16 protein-coding genes and 6 pseudogenes are annotated in these 25476 nt (G+C 40.7%); 19 read left to right on the plus strand and 3 right to left on the minus strand.

The window, feature by feature from the left end:
- Positions 1–197: 197 nt before the first annotated feature.
- The 3 genes and pseudogenes from leuS to ACZ8ZH_RS02475 all read right to left on the minus strand — a co-directional run bounded on the left by leuS (position 198) and on the right by ACZ8ZH_RS02475 (position 4656).
- A pseudogene (leuS, locus tag ACZ8ZH_RS02465) lies at positions 198–2833 on the minus strand (leucine--tRNA ligase).
- A gap of 138 nt (positions 2834–2971) precedes the next feature.
- Positions 2972–3316, minus strand: a complete 345-nt coding sequence (locus ACZ8ZH_RS02470) for a DUF4124 domain-containing protein (RefSeq protein WP_086210493.1) — start codon at positions 3314–3316, stop codon at positions 2972–2974.
- Between the two features lie 314 nt (positions 3317–3630).
- Positions 3631–4656, minus strand: coding sequence for an IS30-like element ISAba125 family transposase (locus ACZ8ZH_RS02475; RefSeq protein WP_001988464.1), 1026 nt, complete (start codon positions 4654–4656; stop codon positions 3631–3633).
- A 542-nt stretch (positions 4657–5198) separates the two neighbouring features.
- Between ACZ8ZH_RS02475 and ACZ8ZH_RS02480 the strand changes: the two are divergent.
- The 19 genes and pseudogenes from ACZ8ZH_RS02480 (at position 5199) to der (ending at position 25475) form a co-directional block, all read left to right on the plus strand.
- Positions 5199–6927: pseudogene (locus ACZ8ZH_RS02480) on the plus strand (acetolactate synthase 3 large subunit).
- Positions 6924–7415 (plus strand): acetolactate synthase small subunit, encoded by a 492-nt coding sequence (gene ilvN, locus ACZ8ZH_RS02485; RefSeq protein ID WP_004697653.1) that lies wholly within the window; start codon positions 6924–6926, stop codon positions 7413–7415. Before ACZ8ZH_RS02480 ends, ilvN begins: the two are co-directional and overlap by 4 nt.
- A 104-nt stretch (positions 7416–7519) precedes the next feature.
- A pseudogene (ilvC, locus tag ACZ8ZH_RS02490) lies at positions 7520–8537 on the plus strand (ketol-acid reductoisomerase).
- 1058 nt (positions 8538–9595) lie between these two features.
- The gene (locus tag ACZ8ZH_RS02495) at positions 9596–10120 is read left to right on the plus strand and encodes a hypothetical protein (protein WP_086210462.1); all 525 of its coding nucleotides are present in this window, start codon (positions 9596–9598) and stop codon (positions 10118–10120) included.
- 72 nt (positions 10121–10192) lie between these two features.
- Entirely contained in the window at positions 10193–10897 is a 705-nt protein-coding gene (locus ACZ8ZH_RS02500) for a fimbrial biogenesis chaperone (protein ID WP_086210461.1), read from the plus strand.
- 18 nt (positions 10898–10915) lie between these two features.
- Positions 10916–13219, plus strand: coding sequence for a fimbria/pilus outer membrane usher protein (locus ACZ8ZH_RS02505; RefSeq protein ID WP_119064696.1), 2304 nt, complete (start codon positions 10916–10918; stop codon positions 13217–13219).
- A 16-nt stretch (positions 13220–13235) separates the two neighbouring features.
- A complete protein-coding gene (locus ACZ8ZH_RS02510) occupies positions 13236–13652 on the plus strand; it encodes a hypothetical protein (RefSeq protein WP_086210459.1) in 417 nt (138 codons plus the stop codon).
- 148 nt (positions 13653–13800) lie between these two features.
- Positions 13801–15093 (plus strand): glycosyltransferase family 4 protein, encoded by a 1293-nt coding sequence (locus ACZ8ZH_RS02515; RefSeq protein WP_086210458.1) that lies wholly within the window; start codon positions 13801–13803, stop codon positions 15091–15093.
- 169 nt (positions 15094–15262) lie between these two features.
- Positions 15263–15814 (plus strand): phosphatase PAP2 family protein, encoded by a 552-nt coding sequence (locus tag ACZ8ZH_RS02520; RefSeq protein WP_086210457.1) that lies wholly within the window; start codon positions 15263–15265, stop codon positions 15812–15814.
- Between the two features lie 90 nt (positions 15815–15904).
- The gene (iscX, locus tag ACZ8ZH_RS02525) at positions 15905–16105 is read left to right on the plus strand and encodes a Fe-S cluster assembly protein IscX (RefSeq protein ID WP_086210456.1); all 201 of its coding nucleotides are present in this window, start codon (positions 15905–15907) and stop codon (positions 16103–16105) included.
- A 110-nt stretch (positions 16106–16215) separates the two neighbouring features.
- A complete protein-coding gene (gene ndk / locus ACZ8ZH_RS02530) occupies positions 16216–16647 on the plus strand; it encodes a nucleoside-diphosphate kinase (RefSeq protein ID WP_004697669.1) in 432 nt (143 codons plus the stop codon).
- 122 nt (positions 16648–16769) lie between these two features.
- Positions 16770–18006, plus strand: a pseudogene (rlmN, locus tag ACZ8ZH_RS02535) (dual-specificity RNA methyltransferase RlmN).
- A 14-nt stretch (positions 18007–18020) separates the two neighbouring features.
- A complete protein-coding gene (pilW, locus tag ACZ8ZH_RS02540) occupies positions 18021–18821 on the plus strand; it encodes a type IV pilus biogenesis/stability protein PilW (RefSeq protein ID WP_086210455.1) in 801 nt (266 codons plus the stop codon).
- Entirely contained in the window at positions 18812–19588 is a 777-nt protein-coding gene (locus tag ACZ8ZH_RS02545) for a helix-turn-helix domain-containing protein (RefSeq protein ID WP_086210454.1), read from the plus strand. Before pilW ends, ACZ8ZH_RS02545 begins: the two co-directional genes overlap by 10 nt.
- 18 nt (positions 19589–19606) lie before the next feature.
- Positions 19607–20729, plus strand: a pseudogene (gene ispG, locus ACZ8ZH_RS02550) (flavodoxin-dependent (E)-4-hydroxy-3-methylbut-2-enyl-diphosphate synthase).
- A 3-nt stretch (positions 20730–20732) separates the two neighbouring features.
- Positions 20733–22029: pseudogene (gene hisS, locus ACZ8ZH_RS02555) on the plus strand (histidine--tRNA ligase).
- Positions 22030–22056: 27 nt separating this feature from the next.
- Positions 22057–22752 carry a YfgM family protein gene (locus tag ACZ8ZH_RS02560; RefSeq protein WP_086210451.1) on the plus strand — a complete coding sequence of 232 codons (696 nt, stop codon included), beginning with the start codon at positions 22057–22059 and terminating at the stop codon, positions 22750–22752.
- Positions 22752–23897, plus strand: coding sequence for an outer membrane protein assembly factor BamB (bamB, locus tag ACZ8ZH_RS02565; protein ID WP_086210450.1), 1146 nt, complete (start codon positions 22752–22754; stop codon positions 23895–23897). The genes ACZ8ZH_RS02560 and bamB overlap by 1 nt, the downstream gene beginning before the upstream one ends.
- Before the next feature lie 168 nt (positions 23898–24065).
- The gene (gene der, locus ACZ8ZH_RS02570) at positions 24066–25475 is read left to right on the plus strand and encodes a ribosome biogenesis GTPase Der (RefSeq protein ID WP_470247836.1); all 1410 of its coding nucleotides are present in this window, start codon (positions 24066–24068) and stop codon (positions 25473–25475) included.
- The last annotated feature ends 1 nt before the right edge of the window (position 25476 follow it).

Consider the following 25476-nt stretch of genomic DNA (forward strand, 5'->3'; position numbering starts at 1 on the left):
CTTTTTGATAAAAGAAAAATAATATGTCGTGATTGTATGTGCAAAGCCCGTTGACTGGCAACGGGCTTTGTTTGGGAATTGTTGATTCCTTTTCATTTCCGCCTCTTTTGAAAGAGGTGAGAAGCAATGCTTCGCAAGGGAGATTTTCTAATAAAATCCCACCAAGCCTCCCTTTATAAAAGGGAGGCTCAAAGGCTTTAAACCACCAAATTTACTAATTTATTGGGTACCACAATTTCTTTCTTGGTTGGACCCGTCAAGAATTGTTGAACTTCTGGCAAGGCTTTAGCTAAAGCAAGTAAATCATCTTTCGATACATCGACAGACACTTCTAATTTACCACGAAGTTTACCGTTGACCTGAACCACGATCGTTTGTGTATTTCGTACCAGTGCAGATTCATCTGCAGTCGGGAATAATACAGTGGTTAAATCCAACCCGAATTCAGCCAATAGCGTTTGACTCAAGTGCGGTGCAAATGGCGCAAGTAAGGTTAATAGAGTCGTGATTGATTCACGTGCAACAGCAACATCGTTATCAGTTTTCGCTTCAAACTTGTTGTTGGCATTTAACAGTTCCATCATTGCTGCAATGGCTGTGTTAAAGGCATGGCGGCGTTCAATGTCATCACCCACTTTTTGGATGGTTTCATGCGTTTTACGACGTAAATCTTGGGCTTCGGTAGATAATTGCGTTGTATCAATGCTAGATGCGGTATTGTCTTTCTCAAGGAAGTTTGCAACCAAACGCCAGACACGTTTCAAGAAACGGTTTGCACCTTCCACACCTGCATCTGACCATTCTAATGATTGATCTGGTGGGGCAGCGAACATCATGAAGACACGTGCTGTATCTGCACCGTACTGATCAATAATAGCTTGTGGGTCGATACCGTTATTTTTCGATTTCGACATTTTCTCTTGGCCACCAACAATGACTTCTTGACCGTCACCTTGGTATTTCGCAGACAGAATACGACCTTTTTCATCACGTTCGAGGTCGATATCCGCAGGGTTAAACCAAGTTTTCTTGCCTGATTCAGCTTCACGGTAATACGTGTCTGCCAAAACCATACCTTGAGTCAACAGGTTGGTAAATGGTTCATTGCCTTGTACTACACCTTCATCACGCATCAATTTGTGGAAGAAGCGTGCATAAAGTAAGTGCAGAATCGCGTGTTCAACACCACCGATATATTGGTTTACAGGAAGCCATGTTTGACTCGCAGCAGGATCAACCATACCGCCAGTAAAGTCTGGAGAGGCATAACGTGCATAGTACCAAGATGATTCTACAAAGGTATCTAAAGTATCGGTTTCACGACGCGCATCGCCACCACAGTTAGGGCACTTGGTTTCGTAGAACTCTGGCATCTTGTTCAATGGATTACCAGAACCATCTGGTACGACGTCAGTTGGTAATACCACTGGCAATTGATCTTCTGGTACGGTGACTTGACCACACTTTTCACAGTTGATCATTGGAATTGGGCAACCCCAGTAACGTTGACGAGATACACCCCAGTCACGTAAACGGAATTGAACCTTAGCATTCGCTAAAGTTTGTGGTTCTAATTTTGCAAGGAAAGCATCAAACGCAGCTTGGAATTCCAAACCATCAAACTCGCCAGAATTCACCAATTTGCCATCTTTAGAACCGTACCATTCTTGCCATTCAGTTGCTGAGTATTCAGCATCATCAGCGCCTTTGGCATCAATCACTTGCTTGATTGGCAAGTTAAATTTATTGGCAAATTCAAAGTCGCGTTCGTCATGTGCAGGCACTGCCATCACAGCACCTGAGCCGTATGACATCAACACATAGTTCGCAATCCAAACAGGTAAGTCTTCACCTGTCACAGGGTGCTTCACAGACAGACCTGTTGCCATCCCTTTCTTTTCAGCAGTAGCTAAATCAGCTTCTGCGACTGAACCCATACGGCATTCTTCAATAAATGCAGCAAGTTCAGGATTGCCCGCTTCTGATTGGACGGCAGCCGCTTTCAGTGCCATAGGGTGTTCTGCTGCAACGGCAACATAAGTCACACCCATTAAGGTATCAGCACGCGTGGTGTAAACGGTTAAACCATCTGCGTAGATTTCAGTATTGGCAGAAGGGAAGGTGATTTCCATCCCCGTTGAACGACCAATCCAGTTACGTTGCATGGTCAAGACTTGCTGTGGCCAACCGTCTTTTAAGGTATCTAAATCGTCTAATAATTCTTGTGCATAGTCGGTGATGCGGAAGTAGTACATTGGAATATCACGTTTTTCAACCAATGCACCTGAACGCCAACCACGACCATTTTCAACTTGTTCATTGGCTAAAACTGTCTGGTCTACAGGGTCCCAGTTCACAGTTGAAAGCTTACGATAGATCAAGCCTTTTTTGTACAGTTGTACGAACAACCACTGTTCCCAGCGGTAATATTCAGGGGTACAGGTCGCAAACTCACGATCCCAATCGACAGAAAGCCCCAATTTTTTAACTGATCACGCATATATGCGATGTTTTCAAAAGTCCATTTTGCTGGCGCAACTTGATGGGCAATCGCAGCGTTTTCAGCAGGTAGACCAAATGCATCCCAACCCATAGGTTGCAGTACAGTTTCCCCTTTGAGACGGTGGAAACGGCTAATCACATCGCCAATGGTATAGTTACGCACATGACCCATATGCAGTTTGCCACTTGGGTAAGGGAACATCGAGAGGATATAACGACGTGGACCTTCTACAGTGTCTGCAACTTTAAAGGCTTTACGAGCTTCCCAGTCTTGTTGGACGGTAGGTTCAATCGCGCTCGCTTGATATTCGGGGTCAATGTGAGTAGTCATATACGTATGTTAAGAACAATGATTAAAAAAAGTTTGTTGCACAGCATAGCGCAAAATGCACCTAAAAGTGAATTTTGCACCATGATTTGTGCAGGAAATTAAAGAAGTTGAAAATATAGCTGAAACTGTATGAGTTGTTTAAATCGCAGGTTGAGCCCGTTGCCCTTTTTGTAATGCTTTATTGGCGTCGCGTTGTTGGTTTTCGAATTCCACGGGTGCTGCGGGGGTTACAGTGGGTACAGCATCTGGTATTGCTGGTGTAGGACTCGGGACATTGCTTGGGGTCGGTGCTTCTGTTGTCGTCTGTTGAGGCGAGTTCTTCCAACCATAAGTATCTATTTTACCTTGCTTCTTTGCTGTTTTGGGTGGTGGCGTGGTGGTGTAATGTGTCGAACCTTGGCTGTCCACCCACTTATAATAGGTTTTGGCAAAGCTTTGTGTAGTCACCACGGTTAGCCCCATGCAAGCCAAACCTAAAAGCATTTTTGTAAACGGAAAACTCATCTGCGATTGTCCTTTTTATATCCCTAATCATTCGATTTGATTGGGTTTATCGTTATGGCTATTTTATGCTTATTTTTGAACAATAAAAATTGTTTGGCCTGTCTTTTCATCTAAGTTTTTTTGTGTTTTTTAGCTGTAATACTCAATTGACATCACAATATATGTGTTCTGGCACAGTTAGGCAGTTAGAAAGAAGAATAAACTTATAAAAATCTGTATATAAAAATGGGTTTAAGCCTAAAAACTTAATATGCAAAGTGCCGAAATAGTTTTAAAGCAAAGGTATGGCGAATTCAAACATGAGGTGCGACAGTTTCAAAAGCCATATGATAATCAACAAGCTGAGCAAATTTCTCTAATGGTGTAAGCCAATCTAACGCCTTTCTAGGACGAGTATTCAGTGACATGGCAACTTGATTTAAATAATGCTGATCTGCCTGATTTAAATCAATCCCTTTAGGTAAATATTGCCTAATTAAACCATTCATATTTTCGCATGTGCCTTTTTGCCAGGGTGAATGTGGGTCACAGAAATATACATCTATGCCTAAATCTTCTTCGAGTATTTTATGTTCTGACATCTCACGTCCACGGTCATAGGTCAACGTTTTACGCAGTTCTGCAGGTAAATATTTCAGAGCTTCAGTTAAAGCCTTGCGCACTGATTCTGCCTTTGCATCAGGTAATGTTGCCAAGATACAGAGCCGTGTATTTCGTTCAATAAGTGTTGCTATCGAACTTTTATTGTCTTTACCTTTAATTAAATCAGCTTCCCAATGACCCGGTATTTTTCTTTCTTGAACTTCGGCTGGGCGCTCATGAATAGTTTTAATATCCTGTAATATAGAATCTTTTTTAGGTTCACCGTTAGCTTTTCGCTTTTTATTTTCATGACGTAGACAGGATAATAAGTCTTTTTTCAACTCACCCTTGGGTAATGCTCGTATCGTTGAATAAATCGTTGTATGGCTTACATTCATTGTTTGATCCAAATCAGGAAATGTCTTTAAACGCTTTGCTATTTGCTGAGGAGACCATAAACAACGGATCGCTTCAACAATAAATTTCCAGAGGATTGAATCGATTTTGAGTTTTCTGTGACCACGTCTACGTCTAGCAAAAGTGTTATCAGAAGCATATTGAGCTTGATAAACGTCATTGATGCTATTTCTTTTAAGCTCACGATAGATCGTACTAGGATGTCTTTTAATAAGTTCAGCAAATTTTCTGGCTGAAAAGCCTTCTTTTCTTGACTCAAGCATTAATGCAGTACGATCTTCAAAGTTAAGATGATGGTATGACAATTTTATATACTCCATAAACCCTTTAAATTAATTAGGTGGTTTATGTCGCACTTCAAGTTTTACTCTGCCTATTATTAAACTTATTTATGGATTTCATGACCTTTTTTTATTAATAAATTCAGAGCAATAGAAAATCATGGGTTTGAACTTTAAAAAATAAAGAAAAACTTTCCTCGTTTCTTTGATCAAGGTGCATAAAAAATAAACGGTCTGTAAATAAACAAAAAAAAGCTAATTTTTAAACTTGACATTAGTCACGAAACTCCTAAAAATGCTGTCTTTAGTTTTATATGCCTTTACTCGATCACCCTTCGATAAAGTGTCATTTCATGCAATGGACACGCTTTCTAGCCGAGACCGTGAACAAAGTAAAAAAAATGTGTTTATCCCAACACATTTTAGATCTCATAGTGCTCAAACAGCATACAGATCAGAATTTTTTCCTATTGCTATGAAAACTAAGAAATATGTGTGCTATAACAGTGCAGACAATCAATGAATGAAACACTGCTGGTGCCTCCCACCATTGCAGTGATAAAAGATTAGGGTGAATCACGTTGGAACTTTTATCTGGTGGTGAAATGCTCGTTCGCGCATTGGCGGACGAAGGCGTTGAACATGTATTTGGATACCCAGGCGGCGCAGTTTTACATATCTACGACGCGTTCTTTCAACAAGACAAAATCAATCATTACCTCGTGCGCCATGAACAAGCTGCTGGTCATATGGCCGATGCTTACTCGCGCGTAACAGGTAAGACGGGTGTGGTGCTCGTGACTTCAGGTCCGGGTGCAACCAATACTGTGACTCCAATTGCAACGGCTTATATGGACTCAATCCCAATGGTGATTTTGTCAGGTCAGGTTGCGTCACATTTAATTGGTGAAGATGCATTCCAAGAAACAGATATGGTCGGTATTTCTCGCCCGATCGTAAAACATAGTTTCCAAGTGCGCCATGCCAGCGAAATTCCTTCGATTATTAAGAAGGCTTTTTATATCGCATCTTCAGGCCGTCCAGGTCCTGTGGTGGTTGATATTCCTAAAGATGCAACTAATCCTGCTGAAAAGTTTGCTTACGAATACCCAGAAAAAGTGAAGATGCGTTCGTATCAACCACCGCATCGTGGTCACTCAGGTCAAATTCGTAAAGCCATTGAAGAGCTAATTCACGCAAAACGCCCTGTAATTTATACAGGTGGTGGTGTTGTACAAGGTAATGCATCAGAACAGTTGACTGAGTTGGCGCATATTCTAGGCTACCCAGTGACCAATACTTTGATGGGTCTGGGTGCCTTTCCAGGCAATGATCCACAGTTCAATTGGTATGTTGGGTATGCATGGTACGTATGAAGCCAATATGACCATGCACAATGCCGATGTGATTTTGTGTATTGGCGCGCGTTTCGATGACCGTGTAACCAACAATCCTGCAAAATTCTGTCCAAATGCAAAAGTGATTCATATTGATATCGACCCTGCGACGATTTCAAAAACCATCATGGCGCATATCCCAATCGTGGGTGCGGTAGAACCTGTTCTTCAAGAAATGTTGACACAGCTCAAGCAGATGAATGTGTCTAAACCAAATCCTGAAGACATTGCCGCGTGGTGGGCACAAATCAATGAATGGCGTAAAGTTCATGGTTTGAAATATGACAAACCGACTGATGGTTCAATGAAGCCACAGCAAGTGGTCGAAGCGTTGGATAAAATCACCAATGGTGAAGCAATCATTACTTCTGACGTAGGTCAGCACCAAATGTTTGGTGCAAACTACTACAAGTATAAGCGTCCACGTCAATGGATTAATTCAGGTGGTCTTGGCACCATGGGTGTGGGCTTACCTTACGCGATGGCTGCGAAATTAGCTTTCCCAGACCAACAAGTAGTATGTATCACAGGTGAAGCATCCATCCAGATGTGTATCCAAGAGCTTTCGACGTGTAAGCAATATGACCTTAACGTAAAAATCCTCTGCTTGAATAACCAAGCTTTAGGGATGGTAAAGCAGTGGCAAGATATGAACTATGAAGGACGTCATTCGAGTTCTTATGTAGATTCATTGCCTGACTTCCCTAAATTGATGGAAGCGTATGGTCATGTAGGTATTCAGATTAACCATGCCGATGAGCTTGAGTCTAAGCTTGCAGAAGCAATGGCAATCAACGATAAATGTGTATTCATCAACGTTATGGTTGACCGTACCGAGCATGTTTATCCAATGCTTATCGCAGGTCAGTCAATGCAAGATATGTGGTTAGGTAAAGGGGAGCGCACGTCATGAGACACATTATCTCTGTACTTGTAGAAAACGAAGCTGGTGCGCTTTCTCGTTTGGTGGGTTTATTTTCTCAACGTGGTTATAACATTGAGACCTTAAACGTTGCGCCAACCGAAGATCCGACTTTATCTCGTTTGACTCTAACGACTTATGGTGATGACCATAAAATTGAACAAATCACGAAGCAACTCAACAAATTGGTTGAAGTTGTAAAAGTGGTTGATCTGTCTGAAGGTGCGCATATTGAGCGTGAATTGATGTTGATTAAGGTCAAATCACTTGGCTCGGCACGTGCTGAAATTAAACGAACTGCGGACATTTTTCGTGCGCAAATCGTGGATGTTACCCCAACGACTTATACCATTCAAATCGCGGGTACGACTGAAAAAATTGATGGTTTTATTGATGCATTAGCAGAGAATACCATTCTTGAAGTTGTACGTTCTGGTGTTTCAGGCATCGCGCGTGGCGAAAAAGTTTTAACCATTTAATTAATTAACACGATTCAACCTCCTTTTGATCAAAAGGAGGATTTCATCAAAAAATAAACTCTTGGTGAAATTACAGAATACAAAGCATTTTAGCGGAGACAGCAATGCAAATTTTTTACGATAAAGACTGCGACTTATCTATCATCCAATCTAAGAAAGTAGCGATCATTGGTTACGGTTCGCAAGGTCACGCGCATGCGCTTAACCTTAAAGATTCTGGTGTAGACGTAACTGTAGGTTTACGCGCTGGTTCTACTTCTTGGAAAAAAGCTGAAAATTCGGGTCTTAAAGTTGCTGGAAGTTCCTGCGGCTGTAGCGCAAGCTGATGTAGTGATGATCTTGACTCCAGATGAGTTCCAATCACAACTTTATCGTGACGTGATCGAGCCAAATATCAAAGAAGGTGCAACATTAGCATTTGCTCATGGTTTCTCTGTTCTTTATAACCAAGTTGTTCCACGTGCTGATTTAGATGTGATCATGGTTGCGCCAAAAGCACCAGGTCATACAGTACGTTCTGAATACCAACGTGGTTCAGGTGTTCCTGACTTAATCGCGATTCACCAAGATGCATCTGGTAATGCACGCAACGTAGCACTTTCTTATGCTTCAGGCGTAGGTGGTGGTCGTACAGGTATCATCGAAACTTCATTCCGTGAAGAAACTGAAACTGACCTATTTGGTGAGCAAGCAGTTCTTTGTGGTGGTGCAGTAGAGCTTGTGAAAATGGGCTTCGAAACTTTGGTTGAAGCAGGTTATGCACCTGAAATGGCTTACTTCGAATGCTTACACGAACTTAAGTTGATTGTTGACTTGATGTTCGAAGGTGGTATTGCAGACATGAACTATTCAGTATCGAACAATGCTGAATATGGCGAATACGTAACTGGTGTTGAAGTAATCAACGAACAGTCTCGTGAAGCGATGCGTAATGCACTTAAACGTATCCAATCTGGTGAATATGCGAAGATGTTCATTCAAGAAGGTGCGTTGAACTACCCATCTATGACTGCTCGTCGTCGTCAAAATGCAGCACATGGTATTGAAGTAACTGGTGGTAAGTTACGTGCGATGATGCCTTGGATTCAAGCAAACAAAATCGTAGATAAAGAAAAGAACTAATTTCTTGAATCAATTGATTTGAATGCGAAGACCCACTCTATTTGAGTGGGTTTTTTTATGTTTAAGCTTAGGTACCTCAACAAGATAAAAGCAGTGCTTTTATCTTTTTTTGTACCTTGGATTCAAGCGAACAAAATCGTAGATAAAGATTAAACTAAATTTTAGTTTAATTTTTAAAAACTTTGTTTTTACAAGATTTTTCTGCTATGCGTTGAGTATTGGTTGTTCTAGTGACGGTGTCGCAGTAGCTTACAATGCTAAAAATAGAGCCATCACTATGGTTTTAGCACTAAAAGAGGGTGCTTAGGGGGGAGTTCCAATAGAAAAACCACAAATGAATGATCTGTTTTTGTGGCTATATCTTAGTTCAATATTCTTTATAAAATTATTGGATTAATAATGTTTTTGTGGATTTTATTTTTCATAAAGAAAATCCTAGAAAAGAGTACTTGAGATTACATTTAGGTTTGAAGTGTCGGTTTAAGTTTTCTAAAACGCACATTCATGTAATTTTTAAGTTTGAAAGTGAGGTTTTGGTCATCTTATTCAATCCCTAGAACTGGGTAAATAGGATGTGAATAAACTTTCGGTTTTCATGAAGTAATCGCTATAAATGTATAAAATAGTTGAAAATTCAACTAAAAAAAGAATGAAAAATGAAATTTTCAGCAAAATAAGAAATTATTCAATCGAAGATGTAATGAAATGTAAAACTAAAATGTCATAAATTTCCAATATAAAACAGGGAACTATTTTAAATATTAAAATGCACAAAAAAAGTGCATCCCTGAAAGTTGTGTAACTATTTTTTGGGACTTCAAAAATATAGGATATATAAAAAAATAAATAAAAATAGTTATTTAAATTTACTTTTTTTAAAAATGCGTACTTGTTGTCTTTTTGAGTGAAAAGGGGTGTATAGGTGGTTTTTTGTTCAGAATAACTACAATTAAAACACGCTTAACAAAAAGCTTGGTAGCCAAGAAAGGCCCAGTTTTGATTAAGGGTAACCATAACAATTAATCAGGTTTTAAAAATAAACGTCCCGGAGAATGGCTATGAATAAGTTAGTTCAAACATCTTTAATGGCAGTTGCATTAGGTCTTGGCTCAACAGCAGTTTTTGCTGATGATGAAGGTGGCGAAGCAGCACGTGGTGGTGGCGGATATAATTGGGGTAACTGTACTTCACTTGGTTGTGAAAAAGATATTCCAATTAAATTGGAAATTCCTAAAAAATGTGAAGTGCTCGGTGGTAGTGCCATTACGTTGAATAAAAATGGCGGAACTCAGAGTTCAACTTACACTGTGCGTAGTAATACCCACTATACGCTTAACATTCAAACAGCAAACACTGGTACAAGTGCCAGCACTTATGTGAAACATGAAGATGATGGTAGTGTTCGTGTACCAACAACAATTGTTACAAATAAAACAGGCGGTGGTGTGATTCCATTTGGTAACTCAAATCACAATGGTCTAGCTGATGATGTATACTCTGTATCTGTTACAAATGCAGCAGTAAGTGCCTTCCAACGTGCGGGTACATACAACGATACTTATAAAATTAAAGTTTACTACTAATCTGGTCAAACTAAGCCTAACTTGATCACAGTATCAGGTTAGGTTTTTTAAAATTATAATAAGGGGTGTAACATGAAAAGAATAATAGCAATTTTAGTGTCTTCGATGCTGTATATGTCGGGAACACATGCTGGTGTTTCAGTTGACCCAGTCCAAATGTATATTCAAAATCCCGCAAAGCAAAGAACAACAACATTAACCCTAGAATCTAAAGATGAGACAGAAAAGCGAATTTTTGAAGTTAAAGCATTTAAGTGGACTCAAAAAGACAATGGCGAGAATGTGCTTGAGCCTGACAATAGTTTAATTATTAACCCTAAGAATTTTATTTTACAAGCCAATGGCAAGCAAACCATTCGCGTCGGTTTTAATCGTCCGGTAGAGTCGGTTTTAGAAGGGCAACAAGAAGGGACATGGCGTGTGATTGTTGATGAAATTCCACAGGCTGTAAAAGAATCTTCAGTAAATTTTCTGGTTAGCTTTAATTTACCCCTCTTTGTTGGCAAGCAGGAAGATGTTAAACTAAATTTCAACGTTGAAAATAATAAGTTGATTGTTAAAAATAATGCAAAATCGCATATTCAAATCGCAAATTTGAAAATTGTAGATGCAAATAAAAAAGAAGTTTTTAAAACGGAAACCATGAATTATTTGCTTGCAAATAAAAGTATGTCTTATGATCTAAACAATACACGAATAACAAACCCTAAAAATTATTACGTTCAATTGTTTACAGATAAGAACGATAAAATGGTGGAACTCAAATTCTCGGATTAGTCCAAGGTGGGGGGTGTAATGAATACGAAAATAAAAATACTGATCGTTATTCATTTTTTTTTAGCACTCAATGTAAATGCCAGTGAGGGTGTGCTGGAAGAAAATATTGCGAACCTTTGGATTAATGATCTAGATCATCATACAGATGTCGCCTTATTAAAGCAGGGCGATCAATATTATCTTGAATGTCAGGTACTGGCAGAACGTCAAATTTCAACTGCGCAATTAAAAACCTTAGCTTCGCGACCAGAATTCTGCTTGGTGTCATCAAGTGGTGTTCAGTCAACTTTTGATGATTCATCGCAATCCATTAAGCTCACGATTCCAACAGAACTTTTTGAAACGGACTTTAATGCATTAAACAATAACATCATTCCTGAAAAGGCCAGTTTTGGTGGCTTTATTAATTATGATTTCGTATATGCCAATAGCAATAATAATGACTCTTATAGTGGCTTGATGGAGTTAGGGGTTTTTAAAGATTACTGGATCATGAAAAACTCCATGCTATACCAGAACACCCCTACAGATGAACGTGTGGTGCGACTCAGTAGTAGTGTTGATTTTGAATTTCCCAAAAATATGACTCGGTTAACCATCGGTGATACCACTACAACCTATAATCCCTTGATTAATTCTCTACGTTTTGCGGGATTGAATTGGGGAACAAATTATACCGAGAGACCAAACTTTATTTATTGGAATATGCCAAGTTTACAAGGCAGTGCGCGGGTTCCTTCCACAGTTGATTTGTATATCAATGGAGTAAATATATACAGCCAGAAAGTCAGTCCTGGTGATTATAATTTATTAATGGGTGCGCAAATTCAACAAGCAGGTAATGCTCAAATTGTCGTTGAAGATGTACTTGGAAATCGAAGTGTGCAGAGTTTTCCGATCATGGTAACCAATCGGCTGCTACGCTCAGGTTTGAATGAATATAGTATTGCTGTTGGTAAATTACGTTATAACTATAATATGGACAGTAGTGATTATCGTGATTTCTTTGTAAATACTTATTATCGAAAAGGACTGACAAACTCTACAACGCTTGGAACAAACTTGTCATACAGTAAAGATATACAAAATGTAGGCTTTATGTGGACGCAGGCTGTTAGCAATATTTTTGTTTTGGATAGTGTAGTCCTTGCATCTCATGATGATGATAACCAGTTTAATTATTCTTATGGATTATCTGCAAGTAAAGACTTTGGCCGTTTCTCAATGGGGGCAAGTTCTAAATATACAGAGAGGAATTTTAAATTTCTTGGAGATGAATTAGGGGTTTCTTCTAATTACCCAAAATTTGAAAATCTTGCTTACTTTGGTATGAGTAATGTGCCGTATTTACAGAATGTTAATATTAATTATGCCGAACAAAAATATTATGATGACCCAGATTTTCCGAATAGTGATCAGAAAGTCATTAATATTGGCTTTAATCGAAATTTCGGACGTAGAGTCTCCTTTGGTTTAAGTTATTTCAATGCTTTTGGTGATCGTAAGGATTCTGGCGGGATTCTGTCACTTAGTTATAGTTTTGATGATAAGTCGGTTTATTTTAGTCAGTCAGCAGATCAGAATACCAACCTTCAATTGGTTAAATATGACTCTAATCAGGTTGGTTTCGACTATTCAGTTGGGGTCAATCGTCGTAATGATGAAACGATGTTTAATGCAAATGGTGTAGTAAAAACTGACGTGGGTGATTTGGATTTCTATCATATTCAAGGTCGTGATGATCGTGAAACACAACTAAACTACCGAGGTGCAGTAGTCTGGTTAGGTAATAAACTCAGTTTCACTAAAATGGTCGACAATGCATTTACATTGGTTAAAGTGGGTGATTATCAGGATATTGATATTTTGAGGTCACTGACTTATGTTGATAAAACCAATAAAAAAGGCTATGCGTTTATTCATGATATTATTCCATATGTAAAATATGATATTGCATTTGATCAAAATCAATTACCTGTGGAAGATAAAATACAATATTCAAATAAACAATTAACAGCATTGAACCAACGTGGTTATATTATAGATTTTCCTGTTTTTCATGCAAAACAAGTCAATATAAGACCATTAGACAGTAATAATAATACTTTTGCACCAGGCTCTGAACTTTATATTAATAATAATGGTGAAGGGGAAGTTTATCCGATTTCTACTGATGGTAGTGTCATGCTTTATGGTTTGATTCCTGGTACATATAATATACAGATTAAAACCAAAGATGCGCGCAGTTGTTCAGCAGAACTCAATATTACAGATACAGTAAATGAAGAGAATCAACCAGCAATGGATCTTCATTGTAAATAGATGGAGTAGTAGTGCCATGAAACTGAGAGTTGTTTTATTCGTGTTTTGTGTAGGAGCATCAGCTTTGACCTATGCAAAACAGTGTCAAATTGAGCGCTTAACCTCAAGCCAGCTGAATTTGAGTTCTTCCTATCTAAGTCAGGCTGCGACTTCTTTTTCAGTCGCATGCGATAGTAATTATGCGATTAAGTTTAATTCTCGTAATTTAATGAATGCAACGGGTAGCAGTTATTTAGTGAATGAGAAAAATCATAAACTAAGAACGCAAATGAATATTTCGGGTGCGAGTGCTTCGCGTTGGAATAGTCCTATCTCACAACCTGCAACTGCACAAAGTAAGTTTGTGGTATTGGTGCAATTGATGGAGCGACCAACGGCATTGACGCCGGCTGGAGTTTATCGAGATAACCTTTATATTAACTTAATGTTTTAAACGAAGTGTAATGCTTCATATATAAAAGATATGGCCAAGTGGCCTATCTTTTTGCGTGGGGAGTGTTAAATTAGTTTCATCATTCAATCATCAAACTGTCAAATAGTTCAGTTAAGCTTTACTTAAAATAAGAAAAGTTTGGTGTAGTATGATCGGTTCAATGACAACAAAATTATTCAAACAGCACAATTTCCCCGAACCACAGCGGTTTTATTTAAAACAACAACATCAACAAAATTTTCAGCAAGAGCTTTCCCTGCTTCAAGAAACTCTTAAGCCTAAATTAAAAATTACTATCGTGACTGAAACATGGTCACCAGAAATCAATGGTGTCGCAAATTCACTGTTACAATTATGTAAAGGCTTGCAAAAACAGGGGCACCGCATTCAGTTGATCCGCCCAATGCAAAAAAATATATGCACAGAGTTTCAGGCCGAACACGAGTGTTTGGTCTGGGCGAAAAGTATTCCAAAATATACGGAGATGCAATTTGGCATGCCTCAGTATGTCAAAGTCAGCAAGGCGATTGAGCGTTTCAGTCCAGATGTCGTGCATATTGTAACGGAAGGCCCTTTGGGATTGACTGCACTGTATGCCGCTCAAGCGCATCAAATTCCAGTATCTAGTGGCTTTCATTCAACTTTTCATGATTTTAGTCGCTTTTTTGATTTAGCTTTGCTGGTAAAGCCGATTGAAAGCTATCTTCGTTGGTTTCATAACCATACGGTACTCACTTGTGTGCCGAGTCAAACCACCTTAAATCAACTTCAGGATTTTGGAGTGACCTGTCCTTTGGTTGAGGTTGGACGAGGGGTAGATACCATACGTTTTCAGCCAGAACATCGCTCGGAACAAATGCGTCTGTATTGGCAAGCAGATGCAAATACCACTGTGCTTTTATATGTAGGGCGTTTATCTCCTGAAAAAGAGGTGGATGTGCTCATTCAAAGTTATTTGAATATCAAGAAGCAGTCATCACGCAAATTTAAAATGGTGATTGTGGGGGATGGGCCGGATCGTAAGCGTTTAACGGAGATGGCCAATGGTTCAGATGTGATTTTTACAGGCAGCTTAACAGGACAGTCACTCGCTCAGGCCTATGCCAGTGCGGATGTTTTTGTTTTTGCTAGCCAAATAGAAACTTTTGGCAATGTGGTACTTGAAGCGATGGCAAGTGGTTTACCTGTGGTGGCGTATAATTATGCAAGCCCGCAGCGATATGTCCAACATGGAAAAACAGGTTGGCTGAGTCCTTTTGGACAGGTGGCACATTTTATGCAAACGATTATACAGTTGCCAGCGCAAACTGTACTTAAAACCATGGGAGCTCAAGCGCGTCAAGATATTGAAAGTGTTGGTTGGCAATATCCTGTGAAACAGTTTGAGCAAGCTTTATATCAGGTGGCGAGTCTAAAAGCATCATCATCGCTTCGTGGTTAAAATTGTAAATGAGTGCGGGTATTTATGGATGAGTTTAGTGAAGATCATCAAACTGTCAAAAATATCCTTTAAAATGAAGCGTAATAAAATCCCTTAGACGGGCTAAAATCGTCGGCATAACAATGATTTTCCAGCTGAACTTTCAACGTTGTTGTTAAGGAGAAGTGGTATGAATCTTAAAACTGCAAAAATAAGAATATTAGATTTAGATCTAAAGGGCTGTGTTTATCTTAATCATTTTTCCCATTCACAGACAGTAGCCAATTTTTTCAAACGAATCAGCCGATTGGGCGATGGTGTTTTTTGGTACACCATGTTGGCTTTAACTTGGCTGTTGCAAGGTCTGGTCTATAGTCTGCAAATTGTGTATTTGGTTTTGGGTTCACTATGCGGTACTTTGATTTATAAGGTTCTAAAAATAAAAACGATTCGTCCACGACCTTATCAAGTGCATCAGGTGATTCGAATGGGTGAGCGACCGCTTGATCATTTTAGTTTCCCTTCAGGTCATACCTTACATGCGGTGATGGTGAGTACATTGCTAGGTTTCGTACAGCCAATTTTATTGATCCTTATGTTGCCTTTTACTGTTTTGGTCGCTGCATCTCGGATGATTTTGGGGCTACATTATCCAAGTGATGTTTTGGTCGGGGCTGCAATTGGCGCGGTTGTAGCAGTGGCTTTAATTTGTAGTGCACCACTTTTAAATATCGTGTTGTAAAAAAGTGCAGTTTTGCACAAAACAGACTAACGCTTAAATTTCAGAGTTTGCTACAGTACAGCATCTTCTATATTGTGATGAGACGCCACTATGGGCTTACGTTGGTCGGACACTATTGATATTGCTATTGAGCTCTATGAAGCTCATCCAGATGTCGATCCGCAGTGGATTCGTTTTACAGATTTACATGCGTGGGTGTGTGCCTTACCAGACTTTAGTGATGATCCTAACAAGTCAACTGAAGGGTTGCTTGAGGCAATTCAGATGGCATGGATTGACGAAGCACGATAATCCGTGCATCGAAAAAAGCAACTTTTTACAGAGTAAAAGCAGATAATTGTGCATTATCTCGGTATAATGCGCCAAAATTTTCATGTCTACATTGACTTAAGGAGCCAATCATGGCTATTGAACGTACTTTATCTATCGTAAAACCAGACGCAGTTGCTAAAAACCACATCGGTGACATTTTTGCTCGTTTTGAAAAAGCTGGTCTTCAAATCGTTGCAACTAAAATGAAACACTTGACTCAAGCTGAAGCTGAAGGTTTCTACGCAGAGCACAAAGAACGTGGTTTCTTTGCTGACTTAGTTGCGTTCATGACTTCTGGTCCAGTTGTTGTTTCAGTGCTTGAAGGCGAAAACGCAGTTCTTGCTCACCGCGAAATCCTTGGCGCAACGAATCCTAAAGAAGCAGCTCCAGGCACTATCCGCGCTGACTTCGCTGTAAGCATCGACGAAAACGCTGCTCACGGTTCTGACTCTGTAGCATCTGCTGATCGTGAAGTGAACTACTTCTTCGCTCAAACTGAGATTGCTCCGCGTACTCGTTAATTCGAAGTATTCAAACCAGATAAGTGTTATTATACTTATCTGGTTTTTTTATTCCCTGAATATATTTCTGCTCGTTTATTGAGCTTCTCCTTTCATCGTTAGACATGGTTTAGGTAATACACATGAGTACTGAAGTGGTCGCTGTCTCTACAGTTTCGGCTGAACAGCAACAATCTCCATCCGCTCCTGCACAGCAAAATTCTGTTGCGAAAGTGAACTTACTTGGCATGTCACGTCCGCAGCTTGAAAAATTCTTCGAAGATCTGGGAGAGAAAAAATTTCGTGCAGGGCAGGTGATGAAATGGATTCACCAATTTTTTGTGACTGATTTTGCTGAGATGACCAATATCTCAGGTAAATTACGTGAAAAACTTGAAAAGTTGTGTGAAATTAAAGCACCTGAAGTGGTACATAAGAATTATTCTAAAGATGGTACCCGTAAATGGGTTTTTCGTGTCGGTGAGGGCGAAGGCTCTTTGGTTGAAACCGTATTGATTCCTGCTGAACATCGTAGTGGTTTACGCCGTACTTTATGTATCTCATCTCAAGTCGGCTGTGCACTGGATTGTTCATTCTGTTCAACGGGTAAACAAGGTTTTCAGCGCGACTTAAACCCAGATGAAATTATTGGTCAGTTGTGGGTTGCAAACTATTCTTATATGGAAGATGTGCCTGTAGCTGAGCGTGAGCGTTCGGTAACCAACGTGGTGATGATGGGCATGGGCGAGCCATTACTGAACTATGATGCCGTATTGAGCTCAATGCGTATCATGCTAGATGACTTTGCTTATGGTATGTCTAAACGCCGTGTGACCTTATCGACTTCAGGTGTGGTCCCGAAAATTGATCAATTGGCACAAGATATTGATGTTGCATTGGCAATCTCCTTACACGCACCAAATGATGAACTGCGGAATGAGTTGGTTCCAATCAATAAAAAATATCCATTGGCACAACTGATTGCAGCATGTCAGCGTTATATCGCCAAAGATGGCAATGAAAGTGCACGTAAGCATGTCACGATTGAATATGTGATGTTGGATGGGGTGAATGATCATCCTGAGCATGCGCAGCAGATGATTAAATTGTTGAAGAACTTACCAAGTAAAATTAATTTGATTCCGTTTAATCCATTTCCACATGCGCCTTATGGTCGTTCAAGTCGCAACCGCATTATTTCTTTCCAAAAAACTTTGTCTGATGCAGGATTTGTGTGTACGATTCGTCAAACGCGTGGCGATGATATTGATGCTGCCTGCGGACAGTTGGTGGGCCAAGTAGCGGATCGAACTCGTCGTGCAGAGCAGTGGAAAAAGAAAGTAGCAGAGGAAAAACGAAATTCTACGTTCACAAGGATAATATGAGGATGCCAATTGAAAAAACCCGTTTCTAAACTTTACCTTGCACTGACATTGGGTGTGTCTGTGTGGTACTTAGTGGGTTGCCAAACCGTGAATACGAAAGGTGATCCGACGAAAGCAGTACAAGTTAGAACTCAGTTGGCAGCTGAATATATTAAGTCAAACGATTATGATACGGCGAAACGTACATTAGATCAGGCCTTAGACATCGACTCACGTGATGCATCTGCAAATATGATGATGGGTGTGCTGTTACAACGCGAAGGTAGTCCGCAAAATGTGGCAAAAGCTGAGCGTTATTTCAAGCATGCCATTGCGACTGAGCCAAAAAATGCACAGGCTCGTAACAACTACGGTACGTATTTATATCAAATTGGGCGTTATAATGACGCGATTGATCAACTTCAAGTTGCTGCTTCAACTTTGGGCTATGATCAACGTTATCGAGCATTCGAAAATTTAGGTCGTGCGTATATTCAGGTAGGTCGAGTAGCCGAAGCAGAAGCTGCTTTTAAACAAGCCCTACAGGTGAGTTCAAATGCCTATCTTGCCATGATCGAAATGGCGGAAATTTTATATTTACGCCAACAATACGCTGAAGCGACACAATATTATGAACAATTTGTGCGAGCCGTTGGCGAGAAAAACTTAGATGCGCGTGCGCTTTGGATCGGTATCCGAATTGCGCGTGCAAACCATGACACTTTGGGGTCGCAAGTACTGGTCAATCAGCTACGTGCCTTGTACCCAGATAGTCAAGAATACAAACGTTATTTGCAATTACAGTACACTACTGAGGCCGTATGGAAGTAAATCCTAATTCACCACAATCGAATGGTTCTAGCAATGCTTTAGGAAATATCCAGCGTCCAGGTGATTATCTTCGTCAAATTCGTATTGCACAAAAACGTGAATTAAGCGACGTTTCGAAAGAGCTCAATATTCCACTCAAGACATTAACTGCACTTGAGCAGGACGAATATACGGCACTTCCAGAAGCTACGTTTATTAAAGGTTACTATCGTACCTATGCGAAGTACCTGAAAGTGGATGCAACTACGATTATCCAACGTTTCGATGACATCTATGCCAATGATACGGGACTTCTGCCGAATCATGCTTTGAATAATTCGCCAATTAAAATTATGGGCAAATTGCCAGGTTCTAATCGCGACCGCAATCGTAAGTGGTTGAAACGCGGACTAGTTGCAATTGTTGTTATTGCCATTTTGGCAGCATTATTTGGTGTCATTCAAAATTGGTCAGGTGGTGCTGATGAGACGACAGCTCAACAAGCAGAATCAGATGTTCAAATTATTAATATGAATGGCGCTGCTGCAACCACAGGGGATCAGTTGAAACTTGAGTTCAATCGCCCAACATCTGTGCATATTGTTGATTCAACAGGTAAAGTTTTGGCAACAGGTCGTCAGGCTTCAACACTTGAGTTGTCTGGAGAGACCCCTTTTCAAATTCGTATTGATGATGCGGCTGCTGTGTCACTCAGCTTAAATAATGAAAGTATTTCATTGTCACCATATACCGTCGGTGGAAAAGCAGATTTCCGCTTGTCACGTTAATGGGATCAAGGAAAAGCCATGATTGTAAATCCAATTAAACGCAAGCCTACTCGCAAAATTCGTGTGGGTTCAGTCTATGTCGGTGGTGATGCACCGATCAGCATTCAAAGTATGACCAATACCGAAACTTGTGATGTTGAGGCAACACTGGCACAAATTCAGCGTTGTGCAGATGTAGGTGCAGACATTATGCGTGTTTCTGTGCCAACGATGGAAGCGGCAGAAGCTTTTGGTGAGATTCGTAAGCGTTCATCGGTGCCTTTTGGTTGCAGACATTCACTTTGATTACAAGATTGCACTGCGTGTTGCAGACTTGGGAGCGGACTGTTTACGGATTAACCCGGGAAATATTGGTTCTGAAGCCAAAATTCGTGAAGTGGTAGCCGCGGCGCGCCATAACGATATTTCTATGCGTATTGGGGTGAATGCGGGTTCACTGGAAAAAGATATTCAAAAGAAATATGGTGAGCCGACTGGTCAGGCATTGCTAGAGTCGGCGATGCGCCATATTGATATTCTGGATCGTTTAGATTTCCACGAGTTCAAAGTTTCAGTGAAAGCATCCAATGTGTTCTTAACCATGGACGCTTATCGCCTACTTTCACAGCAAATTGATAATCCTTTACACCTTGGTGTAACAGAAGCGGGGATTTATCGAACAGGTTCGGTGAAGTCTGCGATTGCATTGGGCGGTTTGCTGTTGGATGGCATTGGTGACACCATGCGTATTTCCTTGGCAGCGGAACCTGAAGAAGAGATCAAGATTGGCTTTGATATTTTAAAATCACTTAGTCTTCGCTCAAATGGTATTAACTTTATTGCTTGTCCGAGCTGTTCACGTCAAGAGTTTAACGTGATTTCAGTGATGCAGGCTTTAGAAGAACGTTTAGAAGATATTCGTACCCCAATGGATGTGTCGGTGATTGGGTGTAAAGTGAATGGTCCGGGTGAAGCCAAAGAAGCCGATATTGGTGTAGTTGGTGCAAGTCCACGTTCACTGGTGTATCGTAATGGCGAAAAGAGCCATTTAATTGACACAAATCAGTTGGTTGACGAAATCGAAGCGATGGTTCGTCAACGTGTTAGCGATCTTGAAGACGCTAAAGCTAAAGAGATTATTCGCACAAGTTTTTCTGAGTAGATCATGAGTTCAATAGTCGCAATCAAAGGTTTTAATGACATTCTTCCTACGCAAACCTCTGCATGGAGACGTCTTGAACAGCATCTCGCATCATTGATGGATGCTTATGGCTACCAACAAATTCGTTTACCTATTGTTGAACAGACCAATTTGTTCAAACGTTCAATTGGGGATGCAACGGATATCGTTGAAAAAGAAATGTACACCTTCTTGGATAAAGGTAATCCGCCTGAGTCTTTGACTTTGCGTCCTGAAGGAACAGCAGGCTGTGTACGCGCCATGCTTGAGCATAACTTGCTTCGTGGTGCCACTCCTCGGGTTTGGTATATTGGCCCGATGTTTCGTTATGAAAAGCCACAAAAGGGTCGTTACCGTCAGTTCCACCAATTTGGCGTGGAAACCTTTGGTGTAGCAACCCCAGATATGGATGCTGAGCTGATTTTGATGACCGCACGTCTGTGGAAACGCATGGGTGTGGCAGATAAAGTTCAACTTGAATTGAATACTCTCGGTGAGTCTGACGAGCGTGCTGCTTATCGTGCGGCATTGGTTGAGTTTTTGGAATCACACAAGGGTGATTTGGATGAAGACTCACAGCGTCGTTTAACCACCAATCCACTGCGCATTCTTGACTCTAAAGATGCAAAAACTCAAGCCATTCTGGAAAATGCACCGAAGTTGCATGACTTTATGGGTGAGGAAACGTTGAATCACTTTGCAACCTTGCAGCAATATTTAACGGATGCAGGTGTAAGCTTTGTCATTAACCAGAAATTGGTGCGTGGCTTGGATTATTACAACAAAACCGTTTTTGAATGGACCACTACGCATTTGGGTTCACAAGGCACGGTCTGTGCCGGTGGTCGTTATGATGGTCTAGTTGGACAGCTCAAAGGCAAAGCAGATCAGTCTGTGCCAGCCGTTGGTTTTGCAATGGGTATAGAGCGTTTATTATTGCTTCTTGAGCAAGTTGAAGATGCTACACCTGTACGTGACTGCGAAATGTTTTTGTTGGCAGATCCAGCGTCTCAAGGCAAAGCTTTAGTCCTTGCAGAGCAAATTCGCAATCAGTTGGATGTAGCATCGAGCACGATTCGTTTGAAAGTAGGCTCTCAGGGTTCAATGAAGTCACAGATAGAAAAAAGCCGATCAGTCTGGCGCATTGTTTGCCCTTATTTTAGGTGAGCGAGAAGTGGAAGCTGCGCAGTTTGCCGTAAAAGAGTTGGCAACAGCTGAACAAACTTTGGTTGCGATGGATGACATCGTGCCATTTATGATTGAAAAATTTTCTTCAAAATAAGCCAAAATATAAGGAAAGGGTAGTCACATGAGCGCATTAAGTGATGAAGAACAACTTGATAGTTTAAAGTCTTTTACTAAGAAATATGGTTCAGCCATTATTAGTGGGATTTTAATTGCGCTGATTGCCTTTTTTGGATGGCAATACTGGCAGAAGAAGACTTTGGCCGAGAACCAAATGAACACGGCTAAAGTTCAGCAATTGATGGATGAAGCACGTGCAACGCAAGGTGATGCATTTACTGCCTTGTCAGCAACTGCGGATAAAATCGTAAAAGATGCACCAGATTCGGCTCAGGCCATTCAAACGCAATTGTTGATGGCAAAATTAGCTTATGACAAAGCAGATTATGCAAGTGCTGAAAAAGCGTTGAAAAAAGTTGAAAACTCGAAAGTCGATGACGATGGTTTAGTGCAAATTGTAAAACTACGCTTGGCGTATGCTCAATTGGCACAAAAGAAATTTGATGATTCAATTAAAACATTAGCGCAAGTGACTGATCCTGCTTTTAAAGCAACGGCTGATGAAGCTTTGGGTGATGTCTATGTGGCTAAAAATGATATCGACAATGCCAAAAAAGCCTACCAAAGTGCATGGGATCAGTTGGTTGAACGTAAACAAGAACGCCAAATTTTACAAATTAAACTCGAAAGTGTTGGTATTTTAGTTGATGATCCTGAAATCGAACGTCCAATCATAGAAACCGTTGCGGAAGAATCTTAATGAATAGAAAATACAAAATTTCGTGCGCATTAACCGTATTGACTTTGGCTCTTGCGGGTTGTGCAAGTAGTGGCAAAGTAGAAGAAGTTAAGCCGAATCCACTTCCAAAACTGACTCAAGCGAAAACGCTGACCCCTGTATTTTCTCAAAGTGTGTCTTCAACTTCGACAGCGGACCCTTTACGGTTACGTTTAGATGCAGACAATGGTGTGGTTTTTGCGCTTGATCCAAAAGGTGAAGTGACGGCTTATAAAGGCAAACAAAAACTTTGGCAGAAAGAAGTGTCTAAGGCTGGCTTAAGCTCAGGTGTGGAAGCGGCTGATGGTTATGTCATAGTGGGTAATGCTAAAGGCCAATTGTTTGCTTTAGACCAAGCGACAGGCGAGCAAAAATGGACAGCACAATTAACGGGTGCACTACTTGCGCCATCGTTGGTTCAAGCGGGGCGTGTGATTTCTGTCAGTAATGATGGAACCGTTTTTGCACATGATTTGGCGACAGGTCAACAAGTGTGGACCTATAACCTACCAAATGTTCAACTTAGCCTTCGTGGTAATGCGGCACCAGTGCCTGTTGATTCGCGCACAGTACTCATTTCTACTGCAAATGCCTATGTTTATGCTTTAGATGTAGTTACGGGTGTGCCACGAATGCAGCGTCGTGTAGCTGTGTCGGATGGTCGTTCGGATATTCAGCGTTTAAATGATATCGACGGTGACCCAGTAGTTGCAGGTCAGTATTTGATTACCACCAGTTATCAAGGTCAAGTCACTATGACGGATTTGGCTTCACAGCAAGTGGTATGGAGTGAAGATTCGAGTAGTACACAACGCCCTGAAGTGGTTGGCAATGGCGTGTTTGTTGCACAGGCCGATGGTAAATTAGTGGCTTATGAAATTACGACGGGTCAAAAACTGTGGGAAAATGACAGTCTGCTGAATCGCCAATTGAGTAATCCTGTGATGTTAGGTCAAGACCTGATTGTGGGTGATCTAGATGGTGTATTGCACATGATTAACCCTGCAACAGGTGAATTGATTGGTCGTGCTAAGACTTCTGGTGAAGTGCGTACTTTACGTGTGATTGATGATCAACTTTATGTTGCAACACGAAAGGGTGCATTAAGCATTTGGCAGAATCGTTAATTCTGTTCGACTTATGTTAAACTAGTCGAAATTCGTATTTTTAAATTTCCTCGGGGTATTTGTTTAGACAAGACCCCGAGTTTTTATTCAGGTTTTTCACCTTATTTTTCTTCCAGTTTCTGATGTTCAGACCAGTCTTACTGGCTGATCTTGAATAAAGGTTAATCTATGAAACCCGTAATTGCGCTCATTGGCCGTCCGAACGTCGGAAAATCAACGCTATTCAATCAGATCACCAAGAGTCGTGACGCGCTTGTTGCTGACTTTGCTGGCCTGACGCGTGACCGTAAATATGGTGACGCTGTATATCAAAATAAGTCTTTCATTGTGGTTGATACAGGCGGTATCGGCGAAAATGAAGGGGATATCGACTCTTACATGGCAGAACAGTCTAAAACAGCCATTAATGAGGCTGATATTATTGTTTTTGTAGTCGATGCTCGCGCAGGTTTGTTAGCCTCAGATGAACAAATTGCTCGCGAACTGCGTACATTAGGCAAAAAAGTTTTCTTGGTTGCCAATAAAGTTGATGGTGTACACGCTGAAGCAGCTTTGGTTGAATTTTACAAACTCGGTATGGGTGAACCTCTGCAAGTGGCAGCAAGCCATGGTCGCGGTGTTCAGCAAATGCTGGAAGAAGTTCTACATGATGTGCCTGAAGATGAAAACCCAGATGAACATGATAAGCACACAGGTTTACGCTTAGCGATTATTGGTCGTCCGAATGTGGGTAAATCAACGTTAGTCAACCGTTTATTGGGTGAAGAGCGTGTGGTAGCATTTGACCAACCAGGAACCACCCGTGATTCAATCTATATTCCGTTTGAGCGTGATGGTCGTCAGTACACCTTAATTGACACAGCAGGTGTTCGTCGTAAAGGTAAGGTTGATGAAATGATTGAGAAATTCTCAATCGTGAAAACCTTACAAGCCATGAAAGATGCCCATGTGGTGGTCATAGTGGTTGATGCGCGTGAAGGTATTGTAGAACAAGACTTACACTTAATTGGCTATGCGCTTGAAGCAGGTCGAGCGATGGTGATTGCGATTAACAAATGGGACAATATGTCCGAGTATGATCGTAAGCAATGTAAGTTGGATGTAGAGCGCCGTTTTGACTTTATTCCATGGGCGAAGATCCACCTGATTTCTGCTTTGCATGGTACGGGTGTTGGTGAAATGTATCCATCAATTCACCGTGCTTATGACTCATCGCATTTGAAAGTCTCACCTGCGAAAATTACACAAATTTTAAATGATGCAACCGATGCGCATCAACCACCTATGGTACAAGGTCGTCGTATCAAGATGCGTTATGCACATATGGGTGGACAAAATCCACCAACCATCGTGATTCACGGCAACAAAGTCGACAAGACTCCACATGACTACCGCCGTTATTTGGAAAACGTATTCCGTAAAGTGTATAAGCTTGAGGGTACGCCAGTGCGTATTGAGTTTAAAACCTCTGAAAACCCATTTGAAGGACGTAAGTCGCAAGTGGATGAGCGTACAGCAGCGCGTAAGCGTCGTTATGTTCAGAAGTTTAAGAAAGCAGAGAAGAAATTCAAACGTTAAT

Source organism: Acinetobacter sp. SW-226, from assembly GCF_055632855.1.